Annotated in this window: 14 protein-coding genes and 1 tRNA gene; 10 read left to right on the top strand and 5 right to left on the bottom strand. The window is 51.6% G+C overall.

The genetic code is table 11. The features are described from left to right. Positions 1-98: 98 nt before the first annotated feature. The gene (locus KKD83_08840) at positions 99-1280 is read left to right on the top strand and encodes an aspartate aminotransferase family protein (protein MBU2536252.1); all 1182 of its coding nucleotides are present in this window, start codon (positions 99-101) and stop codon (positions 1278-1280) included. A 37-nt stretch (positions 1281-1317) separates the two neighbouring features. Then, on the top strand, positions 1318-2247 hold the full coding sequence (locus KKD83_08835; protein MBU2536251.1) for a hypothetical protein: 930 nt from the start codon (positions 1318-1320) through the stop codon (positions 2245-2247). Positions 2248-2262: 15 nt separating this feature from the next. Here the strand turns inward: KKD83_08835 and rpmB are convergent, their stop codons facing one another. Then, on the bottom strand, positions 2263-2451 hold the full coding sequence (gene rpmB / locus KKD83_08830) for a 50S ribosomal protein L28 (GenBank protein MBU2536250.1): 189 nt from the start codon (positions 2449-2451) through the stop codon (positions 2263-2265). A 95-nt stretch (positions 2452-2546) separates the two neighbouring features. Here rpmB and KKD83_08825 point away from each other — a divergent pair, with 95 nt between their 5' ends. Genes KKD83_08825 through recG form a run of 4 tightly spaced genes read left to right on the top strand, consistent with a single transcriptional unit; the run spans position 2547 to position 8367 of the window. Then, positions 2547-4178 carry a DAK2 domain-containing protein gene (locus tag KKD83_08825; GenBank protein MBU2536249.1) on the top strand — a complete coding sequence of 544 codons (1632 nt, stop codon included), beginning with the start codon at positions 2547-2549 and terminating at the stop codon, positions 4176-4178. A gap of 17 nt (positions 4179-4195) precedes the next feature. After that, on the top strand, positions 4196-5035 hold the full coding sequence (locus KKD83_08820; protein ID MBU2536248.1) for a DegV family protein: 840 nt from the start codon (positions 4196-4198) through the stop codon (positions 5033-5035). A gap of 6 nt (positions 5036-5041) precedes the next feature. After that, positions 5042-5881, top strand: a complete 840-nt coding sequence (locus KKD83_08815; GenBank protein MBU2536247.1) for a DegV family protein — start codon at positions 5042-5044, stop codon at positions 5879-5881. Between the two features lie 20 nt (positions 5882-5901). Continuing rightward, complete coding sequence (recG, locus tag KKD83_08810) at positions 5902-8367, top strand: ATP-dependent DNA helicase RecG (GenBank protein ID MBU2536246.1); 2466 nt, start codon at positions 5902-5904, stop codon at positions 8365-8367. A 5-nt stretch (positions 8368-8372) separates the two neighbouring features. Here the strand turns inward: recG and KKD83_08805 are convergent, their stop codons facing one another. Continuing rightward, a complete protein-coding gene (locus KKD83_08805) occupies positions 8373-9491 on the bottom strand; it encodes a mandelate racemase/muconate lactonizing enzyme family protein (protein ID MBU2536245.1) in 1119 nt (372 codons plus the stop codon). A 141-nt stretch (positions 9492-9632) separates the two neighbouring features. On the opposite strand from KKD83_08805, the gene KKD83_08800 reads away from it, so the two are divergent. Beyond that, positions 9633-9704: transfer RNA gene (locus tag KKD83_08800), tRNA-Gly, on the top strand. 38 nt (positions 9705-9742) lie between these two features. Then, a complete protein-coding gene (locus KKD83_08795; GenBank protein ID MBU2536244.1) occupies positions 9743-10678 on the top strand; it encodes a peptidyl-alpha-hydroxyglycine alpha-amidating lyase family protein in 936 nt (311 codons plus the stop codon). 9 nt (positions 10679-10687) lie between these two features. On the opposite strand, the gene KKD83_08790 is transcribed toward KKD83_08795, so the two are convergent. The 3 genes from KKD83_08790 to KKD83_08780 form a co-directional block, all read right to left on the bottom strand. Continuing rightward, entirely contained in the window at positions 10688-11746 is a 1059-nt protein-coding gene (locus tag KKD83_08790; protein MBU2536243.1) for a 4Fe-4S binding protein, read from the bottom strand. A 315-nt stretch (positions 11747-12061) separates the two neighbouring features. After that, complete coding sequence (locus KKD83_08785) at positions 12062-12526, bottom strand: DUF1353 domain-containing protein (GenBank protein ID MBU2536242.1); 465 nt, start codon at positions 12524-12526, stop codon at positions 12062-12064. A gap of 406 nt (positions 12527-12932) precedes the next feature. Beyond that, entirely contained in the window at positions 12933-13205 is a 273-nt protein-coding gene (locus KKD83_08780) for a winged helix-turn-helix domain-containing protein (GenBank protein MBU2536241.1), read from the bottom strand. A 543-nt stretch (positions 13206-13748) separates the two neighbouring features. Between KKD83_08780 and KKD83_08775 the strand changes: the two genes are divergently transcribed. Both KKD83_08775 and KKD83_08770 read left to right on the top strand, forming a co-directional pair. Then, the gene (locus tag KKD83_08775) at positions 13749-14585 is read left to right on the top strand and encodes an SDR family oxidoreductase (GenBank protein ID MBU2536240.1); all 837 of its coding nucleotides are present in this window, start codon (positions 13749-13751) and stop codon (positions 14583-14585) included. A 94-nt stretch (positions 14586-14679) separates the two neighbouring features. After that, positions 14680-14991: a hypothetical protein gene (locus KKD83_08770; protein MBU2536239.1), complete on the top strand. Its 312-nt coding sequence runs from the start codon at positions 14680-14682 to the stop codon at positions 14989-14991. The last annotated feature ends 60 nt before the right edge of the window (positions 14992-15051 follow it).

Raw genomic sequence — 15051 nt, 5'->3', positions numbered from 1 at the left:
TTGAAGGAGAGGGGGATAAAGGGGGTGAGGTAGACAGAAACCCTCTAATGCTTAAATAGGGAAATCCGAGTCCGTTAGAGAAACCTGAGGAGATGAAAATGAGCAAATGGCAGGAACTGGAAAGCAAGTATTTCATGCATACCGTCAACCGCGTGCCGGTGACGCTGGTTAAAGGCGAGGGGGCAAGGGTATGGGATGATAACGGGCGCGAATATCTCGATTTTGTCGCCGGGTGGGCGGTTAATAGCCTGGGTCACTGTCATCCCGTGGTTGCCGAGGCGCTGGCGGAGCAGGCGCACACTCTCATTCAGGTTTCAAACCAGTTTTATACCATACCTCAGCTTCAACTGGCCGAGATTCTGGTGCAACACAGTTGCCTGGACAAGGTCTTTATCAGTAACAGCGGTGCAGAGGCGAACGAGGGGGCGGTTAAGCTGGCACGGCGCTATGGCAAGCACCATCTGAAAGGGGCATATGAAGTTATCAGCGCCATCGGCTCATTCCACGGTCGCACTCTGGGCATGGTGGCAGCATCTGGACAGGTAAAACACCAGGAGCCATATCTCCCCCTGCCTATCGGTTTCGTAAATGTGGAGTACAATAGCGTTGCCGCCATCAAGTCGGCAACTACCGATAAGACCTGCGCCGTCATTCTGGAGCCATTGCAGGGTGAGGGTGGGGTTAACCTGCCCGACGATGATTACCTGAAAGAGGTAAAGGAATGGTGTGAACAGAAGGGGATTCTCCTTATCCTTGATGAGATTCAGACCGGCGTTGGCCGGCTCGGAACTCTCTTTGCCTACGAGCAGTATGGCGTGGAACCTGATATCATGACCCTGGCCAAAGGGCTGGGAAGTGGTGTGCCCATCGGGACGATTATGGTCAAGGACAGCGCTAACGTGTTTGCCCCCGGCGAACACGGCTCGACCTATGGTGGGAATCCGCTAGTCTGTGCCGCAGCCTATGCGACATTGAAATACATCATTGATAACAACGTTGTGGATAATGTCAGAAAAGTCGGCCGGTATTTCACGGGTCGGCTGGAGGAACTGAAGAACAAATACAGTTTCATCACCGATGTGCGGGGACGCGGGTTGCTCCTGGCGATAGAGTTCGACCATGAAATCGCCGCCGATGTGTTAAATTCCTGTCTGGAAAACGGTCTCCTGGTCAACCGGGTGAAGCCCAACGCCCTGCGTTTTATGCCGCCTCTCATCATTGGCAATGGCGAGGTTGATGAGGCGATAAATATCCTGGATAAGGTTCTGGCGGCGGTATAATGAGGTATTCCCGAAAAAGAAAAAATATGCGATAATAGTGAAAATGAAGGTGAACCTCCGCAAACTCGGCATCTTTGTAGCCCTGTCCACAGTGCTGCTGCTTGGCCTGTTCCTGATTGCTTTTTCCTATGTTGATATCGGTTTTACCGACCTGGTCGTTGGGAAAGAGAAGCCGGTAAAAATAACCGATATCTCAGCAGTGCCGGAATCGGTTGCGGAAGATGCTACGACAATGGGGTTGGAGCTGTATGGCGATTACCACGACAAGTACACTGAATTCGCCGACCAGTTGCTAACCGCCTATATCGAGGCTAAAGACAAAGATTTCGTCGTTATCTTCAATTCGGGAGGCTGGGGGACCGATATACTGGAAAGTTCACCGGGATGGAATGAAATCTGCCATGGTATTGAAGCGGAGCTGGATAATCTGGGATATTCCTCGCTGATACTTGATTACCATCGGACCGCTGAAAGCACGCGGGGATTAATTAAAGAGTTCGTGGAGGTGGTGTCCGTCTACCCGTCCAAGGCAAGAAATCTGGCCAGCAGGGTGGAGTTCCTCACCAGAAATATACCAGATATTAGAATTATCGTTGCTGGGGAAAGCAACGGCGTTATTATTTCGGATGCGGTGATGGACATGTTGCATGACAATCCCAGGGTTTACAGTATTCAGACCGGGACGCCATTCTGGCACAAACGTGCCACACTGGAGCGGACACTGGCTCTGGAGAGCAATGGCATGGTGGTCGATTCATTCAGTCGGGGCGATATCCCGGCCATGCTCCTCGCCAGCGGGAAAGCGCTTGTAGGTATATCGTCGGCGGAGGAAGACCCCGGTCGCATTTTCTATTTCATGCGGGCGCCCGGGCATGACTATCGCTGGCAGTATCCGGACGTTTATCTGAGAATAACCGACTTTTTAGAACAGAACTTCAGTTTCGATAAGCGTCTCTCAAGTAACTAGCGGGAGGTTAAGAAACTAGGCCGCTTTCATCACTTTATGCTGGGTGCGCAGGCATCTGGTACACAGGTTGAGGCGCTTGAGCTGACCGTTTATCGTAACCGTGGCCGGGTGAATGTTAGGTACAAAGCGGCGGTTGGTATGCCGTTTGGAGTGACTCACATTATGGCCGAACTGGGGTGATTTACCGCATATATCGCACTTCAATCTAATTGCTCCTTTGACTGTTTGACAAACTTATTGTAATATAAGACCTACTACATGGTAGCACAGTCAGGCTGAGCTTGACAAGGGTGGCAAAAATGAAGAAAGTAAGCTCCATCGGTGGCCAGGAATTACGGGAAATGTTCGCCGCGGCTACCGGTTGGTTGGAGAAAAGTTCTGCCGATATCGACGCATTGAACGTGTTCCCGGTGCCTGATGGTGATACCGGAACCAATATGCTGCTTACCATGCGCGCCACCATTGAGGAGGCCTACCGGGCCCCTGACCACAGCGCTTCGGCAGTGGCTCATGCCATGGCACACGGGGCGTTGATGGGGGCGCGGGGTAACAGCGGTGTTATTCTCTCCCAGATTCTACGCGGGCTGGCACAGAAACTGACGGAGAAAGAATCTTTTAACGCAACTGACCTGGCCGATGCTTTGCAGGAATCGTCGGTAATGGCGTACAAGGGGCTCAGCAACCCGGTGGAAGGGACGATGCTGACCGTGATAAAGGATGTGGCCGCAGCGGTGCAGGCAGAAGCGGCCGGTAATGGCAGAGATATAGTGGCAGTCATGGAAACGGCGGTCAACGCCGCCGGCGAGTCGGTGGCCAACACACCTAACCTCCTCAATGTGCTGCGTGAGGCCGGCGTGGTTGATGCCGGCGGACAGGGACTGCATACCATTCTCGATGGTGCCCTGCACTACCTCAGAGGGGAGATGGAGCAGATGCGGTTCCGCAAGCCGCAGATTATCGTCACCGATATGCACGCCACCAAACTGCCGCAGATGATTGCCGCCGACGAGATACCCTATGGATACTGCACCGAATTTCTCCTCAAGGGTGAAAAGCTGGCCTCGGACAAGATACGGAAGAAGCTGGAAAAGAAAGGCGAATCGCTCATTGTGGTCGGTGATGATACCGCAGCTCGGATTCATATTCACACCCTTGAGCCGGGTGATGTTGTATCATACGCCGGCAGCCTTGGTACCCTGCATCAGGTATCGATACGGAATATGGACGAGCAGCATCATGACTTTCTGGAAATGCGCAAAGACAAGGGTCCAGCGGTGGACACGGCCATTGTGGCGGTTGTCGCGGGAGAAGGGCTGGCTGACGTTTTCACCAGCCTCGGGGTAACGGCCATCGTTCCCGGCGGGCAGACGATGAATCCCAGCACCAAAGATTTGCTTCAGGCGGTTGAGCAAACCGCCTCCGACAAGGCGATAATTCTGCCCAATAATAAAAACATCGTGGCCACCGCCAACCGGGTGCAGTCGCTCACGGAAAAGAAAATTGAGGTAGTGCCTTCGAAGACTATCCCGCAGGGAGTGGCGGCACTGCTGGCCTTTGACTATGAAGCGGACCTGGAATCAAATATCCAGATAATGACCAGAGCCCTGGCGACGGTGAAAACAGTCGAGATATGCCGCGCCGTGCGCTCGGCCAAGCTGGGTGATTTGAAAATCAGAAGGAAACAGCCGATTGGCTTTCTGGACGGTGACCTGCTTGCGGTGGGGGAAAGCGCCCTTGAGGTGCTCAATAAAATGCTGTCCAAGCTGGAACTGAGTAAAATTGAAGTAATCACCGTTTACTACGGAGCTGATACCAAGTCGGCTGAAGCGGAGCAGGTGGCGAGCGATATTCGCAACCAGTATCCGCAGCTGCAGATCGAGGTGGTTAGAGGCGGGCAGCCGCACTATAACTATATTATATCTATTGAGTAAGGAGGTTGTCCTTTAATATGGCAGTTAAAATCGTTACCGATAGCCTATCTGATATTACCGATGACTTAGCCCGGGAGTTGGGAGTTACCGTAGTGCCACTCTATGTGCGTTTTGGCGAGGAGGTCTTCCGGGATAGAGTGGAAATGACTACCGATGAGTTTTACCACAAACTGGTTCATGGTGATACCTTTCCCACGACCACGCAGCCTCCACCAGGCGATTTTGTTGATGTGTATAAGAAACTGGCCAAGGAAACCGATGAAATTCTGGTTATTGTAGTATCCAGCAAGCTCAGCGGTACCTATCAGTCGGCACTGCAGGCCAAGGATATGATAGAGGAGAAGTGCCGAATTGAAGTCATTGACTCACTAACGGTGGCCATGGGTTTTGGGTTGATAGTTATTGAAGCGGCGAAAGCGGCCAAGGCGGGGGCGAAACTTGACGAGCTGGCTGACCTGGTGCGCAAAGCCATGCCCCGGTCGCATCTTATTATATATTTTGACACTCTCAAATATCTGGCCAAGGGGGGACGTATCGGTAAGGCACAGGGGTTGATGGGCGCAATGTTATCCATAAAGCCGATACTTACCATAAAAGATGGCGAGATGGCCCCCTTGACCAGGGTAAGGTCTCCCGCAGCGGGTATGGATTATCTATACAATTTTGTGCCCGGCTTCTCCAAGATTGCGGCACTGGCAGTCGAACATGCCACCACACCCGATGAAGCGGATGGGCTGGTTGAGCGCCTCAGCTCCATTGTTCCTAAAGAGCGCATCTATCGGTCAATAGTCAGCCCGGTACTGGGGACACATGCCGGTCCAAATGCCCTAGCGCTAACTGTTTTGGAGGCAGAATAGGCAATAATGCCGGTAAAGGTTGTGACCGATAGTGTCGCTGACCTGCCGCCTCAGGTAGTCGATGAACTGGGAATTACCGTCATCCCGCTCAATGTCCGCTTCGGTGATAAGGTATTTCGTGACGGCATTGACCTGACCACCGAGCAGTTCTATCAGGAGCTTACGCGCAGTAAAATCTTCCCGGTAACATCCGTGCCTTCGCCAGTAACCTTTGCCGATGCCTATGATAAACTGGCCGAAGAAACGGACGAGATTCTGGCTATCATGCTTTCCTCCAAGCTCAGCGCCACCCACGAGGTGGCGGTGCAGAGCATCGGTCTGATGAAGCAGCCTTGCCGCGTTGAGGTAATCGATTCCGAACATGCGGTCATGGCACAGGGATTTCTGGTTATGGCTGCCGCCAGAGCGGCACAGGCCGGGGCTAAACTGGACGAACTCATAGCAATGGTGCGCAGCAATATCCCTCGCGTTGATATGCGGGCTGCCTTTGACACGCTGGAGTACCTGAGAAGGGGCGGACGCATCGGTGCTGCCCAGGCGCTGCTGGGGGCGGCGCTCAGGATACATCCCCTCATCACCATGAAAGACGGCGTGGTGGAGCCGGCGGGGAGGGCACGTTCCAGGGCCAAGGCAATGGACCATCTGTACCAGTTTGCCGCCGATTACAAAAGAATTGAAGAGATGGCGGTGGAGGAAGCTGCCTGCCCTGAGGATGCTGATTTACTGACCGACAGGCTGGGCAATTTATTCCCCAGAGAGCGCATTTACCGGACCAAGACCACCCCGGTGATCGGCGCACATACCGGTCCCGGCCTGCTTCTGGTGGCGTTGATGGGAGATAAATAACACCGGAAGGCGAGGATAAGGTGGCGGCCAGTTTTGAACCTCTGCACAAAATTCTGGAGCTGGAGCAAAAGAAGGGGTACGACAATACCGCGGTCATTGGTGGCCTTAACCGGTTTCTCCAGAACTGGGCGGGCCAGGTCGCGGAAGCCATCCCGGACCGAAGCCTCTTGCGCCGTTTCCAGAAACTCGTAGCCAAGGCGGATTACGCTTCTCTATCCATTTCACAGCGCCGGGAGTGGGTGGACAGCGTCTTCCTTCTGGTTGCCGAAATAGAAGGAGGCGCTCCTGCTGAGGCTGAACCGAAAAGAAAAGCACCGCCTTCCTCTAAAGCAAAGCGAGCAAAGACAGTTAAAGCGGTGGCGCCGGTCAGCGGGTCTGGCCTGGATTCGCCGATAACCACAGTCAGAGGCATCAGCACCAGCCTGGCAACCAAGTTCGGCAAGCTGGGAGTGAAGACGGTGCGCGACCTGCTCTATTTCTTCCCCCACCGCCATCTTGACTACAGCCAGATAAAGCACATCTCGCAATTAACTGAGGGCGATGAGCAGACCATAATGGCCAATGTGTGGCAGGCACAGGTCACCCGTCTGGGTTATCGACAGGGAGCGGAGGCGATTGTCGGCGATGAGACGGGAAATGTGCGGGTCGTGTGGTTCAATCAGCCCTATCTGGCCAAAAGGCTGCCGACCAATGCTCGCATCGTCCTGAGCGGTCGGGTCAGCCTGTTCAAAGGGCGCCCTGTCTTTGAGTCTCCGGAGTGGGAATTTGCCGAAGATAAGGACTTAATCCACACCGGTCGGCTGGTCCCTGTTTATTCACTGACACAGGGGCTGTACCCACGCCAGGTGAGAAAACTGATGAAAGAGGTGGTCGACCAGTGGGCGTGGCAGGTGGAGGATTTCCTGCCGGTGGGATTGAGAGAGCGCTGCGACCTGCTGGAACTGCCGCAGGCAATCAGTCAGGCACACTATCCCGAAGACGAAATGGTAAAAAACAGGGCAAGAGTGCGTCTGGCATTTGATGAGCTTTTTATCCTGCAGCTTGGCGTAATGAACCGCAAACACGACTGGCAGGAGGCCCAGCCGGGCAGCGCCTTTACCATTGACACGGCACTTTTAGACAATTTCATCGAATCGCTGCCCTTCAGGCTCACGACGGCGCAGCAGCGGGTGCTGAAGGAGATGCTGGGTGATATGCAGAGACCGCAGCCGATGTCCCGCTTGCTGCAGGGGGAGGTGGGGAGCGGTAAAACGGTGGTGGCCACCGCGGCGCTCCTGATGGCGGTCGCCAACGGCTATCAGGGCGCTTTCATGGCCCCGACCGAGATTCTGGCCGAACAGCATTTTGCCACGCTCTGCCAGCTTCTCTCCGGTGTTGGGAATCAGCAAGAAGAAGCGCCCTATCTGAAACGATTTTCCGGCTTGCTATCTCGCCCCATCACGGTAGCGCTGCTCATCGGTGATATCCCCCAGTCTCAGAAGCAGGAGCTCCAGCAGCGCATTATGGATGGAGACATCGACATCGCCATCGGCACGCACGCCCTCATTCAGAAAGGTGTTGAGTTTAAACAAATGGGGCTGGCGGTGGTCGATGAGCAGCACCGCTTTGGCGTGACCCAGCGCTCGGCGCTGCGGCAGAAGGGGTTCCGACCTCACATGCTCGTTATGACGGCCACGCCCATCCCACGCACACTGGCGCTGACCCTGTACGGCGACCTTGACCTTTCCGTCATCGATGAGCTGCCGCCGGGAAGGCAGGCCGTGAAGACCAAGTGGCTCAGACCGCAGCAGCGGGAAAGCGCCCACAACTTCATCCGCAAACAGGTGTCCGCCGGCCATCAGGCATTCATCGTCTGTCCGCTCATTGAAGAATCGGAGGCAATTGCTGCTCAGGCAGCGGTGGTGGAATACGAGAGACTGTCGCGTGAGGTCTTTCCCGACCTGCGGCTCGGCCTGCTGCACGGTCGACTGCCAGGTGAGGAAAAGGACGGAGTCATGCAGCGCTTCCGCGCCCGGAAGCTGGACATCCTGGTCTCGACCCCGGTGGTGGAGGTCGGCATTGACATCCCTAACGCCACGGTGATGCTCATTGAGAGCGCCGACCGTTTTGGCCTTTCCCAGCTGCACCAGTTCCGTGGCCGCGTCGGGCGGGGGGAGGAACAGAGCTACTGCATACTGCTCGCCGAGAACCCGTCCGAGGTGGGCAGGGAACGTCTGGACGTTATCGAGAATGTTCAGGATGGCTTTGTCCTGGCAGAAGAAGACCTGAAAATGCGCGGTCCAGGCGAGTTCTTTGGCACGCGTCAGAGTGGTCTACCCGACCTTCGTATGGCCAAGCTCTCCGACGTCAAGATTCTGGAACTGGCCCGCAACGAAGCCATCAGACTTTCCCAGGTAGACCCGGGTCTGAAAGCGCCCGAACATCAGCTTTTAGCCCGCGAACTGGCGAGGGTATGGCCGAAGTCCAATGCCGGTGAATGGAGCTAGCCCTTTCAGTCCACCCGGTATTTTTTCACCGCTGACTCGCTCAGTTCTACCCCCAGGCCCGGCTTGTCCAGGAGGTCAATGTAACCTTCTTTATTGATTCTGATGGGTTCGGTCAGCAGCTCTTCACGCAGCGGATTGTAATTTCGGTCGAATTCCTGTAGCCGGCCGTTCGGTATCGAGGCGCTAAAATGCAGGTTGGAAACGAGCGCGATTGCGGAAGAAAAGGAATGGGGCACACAGATGATATTCCAGGCACTGGCCATGGCGGCGATTTTTTTGGCCTCGGTGATGCCGCCGCACCAGGTGGTGTCGGGCTGGGCGATATCGAGCGCCTGGTTGATGATGAGGTCGCGGAATCCGTAGCGGGTGAACTCGTTTTCACCGGCGGCTATCGGCATATCGATGGCCACAGCTACCTTGGCACTTCCCTCAAGGTCTTCCGCCGGGACCGGTTCCTCAAACCAGAAAATATCATATTCTTCCATCTTTCGGGCCATCTTTATCGCCTCGTAGGCGGTATAGACATTATTCCCGTCGACGAGCAGGTCGATGCCCGGGCCGATAGCTTCCCTGACTGCTTTTATTCTCGCCATGTCTTCGGCCTGGCTGACGCGCCCGATTTTCATCTTGACCGCGGTGAACCCTTCCTTCACATATGAGGCCATTTCATCGGCCAGTTCCTTCAGGCCTTTCCCCTCGGCATAGAAACCGGCGCTGGCATAGGCTCGAATCTGCTCGTAGCAGCCACCGAGGAGCCTGTACAGTGGCATCCCGACCGCCCTGGCTTTGATGTCCCAGAGCGCGATGTCAATGCCGCTCATGCTGGCGATGATGGCACCCTTGCGTCCGTGTTTTATCGACCGCTGGTACATCGTCTCCCAGAGTCGCTCGATGTTCATCGGGTCCTCTCCGACAAGATAATCGGCGAGCTCCTTTTCGATTATCATTTTGGTAATCATCGGTGGACCGCCGAAGTAAGCGGCTTCACCGATTCCTGATATCCCTTCATCCGTATCGATTTTGACCAGCACGGCGCTGCGGTGGGGTAGGGTATACGTGGCGTCCATAATTGGCTTGTCCAGTCGACAGGTCAGGACCATGGCTTCAACTTTCTTGATTTTCACCGGATTCTCCTCCTTCAGTTGAGATGGTTGTTTTTATTTGCGTTGCCACTATTATAATAAATTACCTGCTGTGAGGGAAATCACACCGGACAGTAGATAACTTTACAGCTCTTTTGCTTTTGGGTTAAAATGATTTGCTAGGCGGGTGTAACTCAGTGGCAGAGTATTTGCTTCCCAAGCAAAGAGTCGTGGGTTCGAATCCCATCACCCGCTCTTGCAGTCGGTTTAAGGTCAGGAAAGGAGACAAGGAGATGGAATACGGTAGCGGTAAACACAGATATGAACTGGTAGAACCATGGGCGAAGCTTCCCGAAGGGGAGTCATTCGTTGACGTATGTGGGATATCTATCGATTCAGAGGACAGGATATACGTTTTCAATCGAAGCAAGCGCCCGATGATTGTGTTCGACAGGGATGGAAACGAGGTATCCTCCTGGGGTGAGAGCCTGTTCAAGCGCCCTCATGGCAGTTGTATGACGGCTGATGGCCACATATATTTGACTGACGATTACAGCCACGTCGTGTACAAATTCAGCAAAGAGGGCGGTTTGCTTATGACCATTGGGAATATGGATAAGCCCTCCGATACCGGGCATCGCTGGGGTTTGGATATATTCGAGCGGATATCTTCGATTAAGCGGGCGGCAGAGCCGTTCAATATGCCCACGGGAGTTGCTATTTCCTCGACTGGCGACATCTTCGTGTCAGACGGTTACGGCAACGCACGGGTACACAAATTCAGCGCCGATGGGAAATTGTTGCTATCATGGGGCGAACCCGGGCCGGGAAAGAGTCAATTCAGGTTACCGCACAACATCTGGATTGACAGAGCGGACCGGGTATGGATTGCGGACAGGGAAAACCATCGGGTCCAGATATTTGATTCCGAAGGTAAATTCCTTGACCAGTGGACGGACCTCTTGAGGCCTACCCATGTCTATATGGATAAGGATGAGACGGTCTATATATCGGAGCTATGCCGGCGAATAAGCATATTCACTATAGATGGTAAATTGTTAGCGCGCTGGGGAAATGAATCTCATAGCCTGGACGAGCCCTTGCTTGTTGGACCGCATGTCATATGTGTCGATTCACGGGCAGACCTCTATGTTGGTGAGGTTGCCAAATCATTCGGTAAAATTGACCGTGGAGCGAGGGTTATCCAGAAGTTCGCCAGGAAAGCGTAAAACATTTCATTATTCTAACAGGTCGCGGTTGCGAAGCCGTTCTTGTTCCCAGGTATTGTAGTCCTCGGGAGGCGTTATTATCTCTGCATAAGGCTTTAACTCGAGCCTCACCGCTTCGCTTGGACAACCGGTAACACAGAGACCACAGCCGATACACCTTATCAGGTCAACCACCAGAACATCGCCCTCTATTGAGCAGGCACCTACCTGACATCGCTCCACGCATATGCCACAACCATTGCACTCTTCGGCTTCAACCACCGCATAATAATTCGCTTTGGCAACGGAATTTTCAATGCCGAACTGTGTTATCCCCCTTAAAATAGCGCAGCAGCACCCACAACAGTTGCATACGTAGTGGACACCTGCAGCCACATTGCTAACAGTGTGAACCAGACCTATTTCTTCCACCTCGTCAAGCAGCCGGAGAGCCTCTTCCTGAGTGATATCATGTGGCCCCATGGGTTTTTCTTTCACGGAAAAGTTCAGGCAGGCTCTTACTGGAAATTCACATTGGCGGTTTCCTACTAAGTCCAGCTGTTTTCGGCAAATGCAGTCACGCAATTCGAATGACTTGGCCTGCAATATCAGTTGCTTTACATCATCGTAGGGCAATACTATTTCCCTTTTTATAGCCCGCTGTGCGGGAACAACGCGATGTAATGCTGGCTCATAACGCATTATTCCCTCCATACCGCCCTCGTTCCAGTATTGTTCAACAAGGTGACTGAATTCATGGTCCATAACTTCCCATTGTGATTCATAAATCCCCACGATAAACGGTGCTAACCGGAATTTCCATATCCCATCCTTCTCAAAGCCCCATATAATGCCTTTAATACGCATGGCATTGAGTCTTTCTTCGATTTCTTCCACCGGTAGGCCGGCTTTTGCTGCTATGACATCGACTGCTTCACCGGTGCCAGTCAGGTAACCGGCCAGTTGGGCCTCCTCCGGTGAGAATATCTTCCTGAGGACTTGCAGTTCAACACGCGATTTGGTTGGCGGAAAGCCTCCGGGTAGGTGGTCTAGGGCTTTCGCCAGACTCTCATAAACATCAATTTTCATGTCTAGAATTCCTCAGCTTAATTGTGATATTTAATTTCAATTATCATAGGTCTGCTTCTTACAGTTGTCAATATTAAAATTGGTAATAAACCCCCGGGCCTGCGGAATGTGGTTAGGGCAATTGAGAGGAAGGTATCTTTAAAAACGTCCGCGTAAACGCTTAATGCTTAGTGCAAAGCTTATAGGTAAGGGAAGTGAAAATATTTTTATATGAATTATCACTCTCAACGAAAGCGAACGAAGCTTTGATATTGTGCCATGCTTCCATATGTAACTATAATTATGCACTTACAGAGTTGTACTAAGTGATGCTATTTAAGCTTGAAGTGAATCCGGCGTATCAGTAGCCTTATCAGGCAACCTGGCAGCTACCCTATTAAACCCCCTCTCTCTTAGTTTTATATTGCCTTTCCATGCGAAGCAACCGAACCAGTTTACTGCCAAGTAGATAAGCGTTTTCCTCAAAGGATGTACACCAAACACCTCCATAGCTGCTTTGAATATCTTGTCTGCTTCCTTCCTTGTACATTGCTGCGTCCAGTACAAATAATCGTGAAGTACTGTTGCGTTTCCGTGCTTCCCCCATTTTGATACAAGTGAACGAAAGATTGGAGGCACACTAGCGAAATCGGTCATGAATTTAGGCTCAACCTTAATCCAATAGTACTCGTTAGCATTACCTTTTACCTTGTCATCGTAATACTTGAACTCTTCTAAAAGAATCCAATTTTTCCCGTCACCGAGAGGGGAAACCTTCAGTATTTTGGTGAATTCGCTCATATTGGATACTCCTTCTTAGATTATTGTGTTCCTGGCCTTATCCCATTGTTATTCAACCCGGTGTCTAATCCAGACCTATCCGGTGAAGGTACTGAAAAGGGTGCTAGCAACCGTCTTATGATTAACGGCAACTGCCCCCCTTTTCATCACCACGTTCCTAGTATCCCATTCTATTTTAGAGGTTTTTGCATCAGGTAAGCTAATTATATTCCTTTCATAGCTGAGGTCAATACTATTGCTACTCAATGGGAACCGGCCCCCTTTTGAGTTTGATTAGTGGCTAAACTGCCACAGAATTTTTAAGTAATTACAACCTTAGCACCTGGACAACAGGGTGTGGTTGGTTCAATTAAGTGGGTAGTGTTGTTGCTGAGAGGGCAGGATGATTTAGATAACTCACCTCAACCTAATCATCATTTAACCCGAGTATCTCAATAAAGCCGTCAATACTCTTAAGTAAATTCAAACCTCTCTCAGTCGCCTGATAAGTTACTGATAGATTATCTGCTCTAACACTGTCAAAGTAACCTTGACTTGTTAAGAAATGTAAGTATTTCCTCATCTGACTATAGCTCATATTGGCGCTGTACATGATCTTTGTTTTTGGGGCGCTATTCAGACCTATTCTCAGCATCTCGGCAATTATTTCAACATCTGAACGCCGCTGGTTCACCCTCATTGGATGACCTCTACCGTTTTAAACACGAATTTATAATACCAGAGCCATCCTATCCAAGTGTCAAAACAATATATGGACAATATGGAGGAGATATTATTCTTGTCAACTTCTACAATCCCTCTATACTTCCATTTTTCAGCATATTTCAACATTATTATTTTTCAACTAGCTTCAATGTATGACTAAAGTACTACCATGCTATGAACCATGATTAACCCAATTGGATTCAGTTAGCTTCAATATTGCTGTTATTCACAAGTTTCAATATAGGACTAAACTACTAATCATTTTTTTATCATTTTCAACCTTTACGGGGAAGAGGCCAAGATAGAGGCATCACGAGATGAAAGCTAAGTAAATTATGGACTATCTTATTAGAAGTGGTATCCTTTGTGGGGACAGGTCAGAGTCACTGAATGCGAAATTAGATAATGTAGGGTATTGTCCAATTGGCCGGGATAGAAATACAATATAGTAGCCTGTTGACATCAAGATGGGGATAATTTATTATCCCTCTTATCTTAACGAATAAAGGAGATGATTATGCTTGGAAACCTTAAAGGCAGGGTAGCCTTTGTAACTGGGGCAAGCCGAGGGATAGGACGTAGTATCTGTCTGGTCATGGCAGAGCAGGGGGCCGATATAGTTCTGGCAGATGTAGCAACAGAAGGGGCGCTTAAAGTAGCTAAGGATATAGAGAGACTGGGGCATAAGGCCTTGGTGGTACAGGTGGACGTTGCCAAGCGTGACTCGGTGGTAGCCGCTGTCAGCAAGGCGCTGGATGCCTTCGGTCACATAGATATCCTGGTCAACAACGCCTCGGTGGTCTATGCCCCTGGGCGTATAACCATGGAAGACGGCACGGATACGGACGAGGACTGGCACTTTGTCCTCGCCGTGAACTTGTTGGGCCCCGTATATTGCTGTGAGGCTATCTTACCGCATATGAAGGAGAGGCAGTACGGGAAGATAATCAACATCGGTTCCATTGCAGCGCATGCCTCACGTCCCCCACATGCATCAGGATTGGGAATCCCCAATGCCTACCCTGTGAGCAAAGCGGCACTCCTGAGATATACCAAAGCGCTGGTTCACCAGGTCTCCGAGTTTAACATAAACGTAAATGCAATCTGCCCTTCAATGGTATGGACACCCACCCCCCAGCAGCAAATCGAGGAGATGATACGCAACAGGCCCGAGCTAGCCAACAGGGACCCCCACGATGTGTACGTGGAGACACGCAGGGCGGAGGTACCGTTGCGCCGTGAGCAGGCACCGGAGGACATCGCCAAGATGGCGGCCTTCCTTGCCTCGGAAGACGCACGCAATGTAACAGGGCAGTGCATACACGTAGACGGTGGGATGATACTGCGCGACTAAAAAGAACGCGATCACGACTAGAGAAAGCGAAAGACATGACAGAGACGCTTATCAGACTCAGCGAAGAATATAAATAATTAATAGGAGTGTAGTGATGGAAAAGAGAGAACCTTATGCCAGTCAGGAGGAATATGACAAACAAGTTATTCGTTACGCCGACGTTCCCACTATAGAGTTAGCCCCGGGTATTAAAGCTCACATTATATCTGCTGAAAAGATTACTCTCAGTATGGCAAGCGGGGAACCGAACGCCCAACTTCCTTCTCATCGTCACGAAAGTGAACAAATGTTGATAGTAATGGACGGTGCAATTGATCTTGTAGTCGAAGTGGAGTGCACCCCTATGATTGGACAGATAGGGTTAGGAGAGTCTGGCGGGGTAACTCCTTATCCAAGCCGATGTTAAGTAGCTCCTCAAATTCATTCGGTGGCAGATAGCCCAGTGCCGAATGGAGCCTTTTACGAT

The sequence above is a fragment of the Chloroflexota bacterium genome, from assembly GCA_018829775.1.
Taxonomy (GTDB): domain Bacteria; phylum Chloroflexota; class Dehalococcoidia; order Dehalococcoidales; family RBG-16-60-22; genus E44-bin89.
This window is presented reverse-complemented; position numbering and strand designations above follow the sequence as displayed.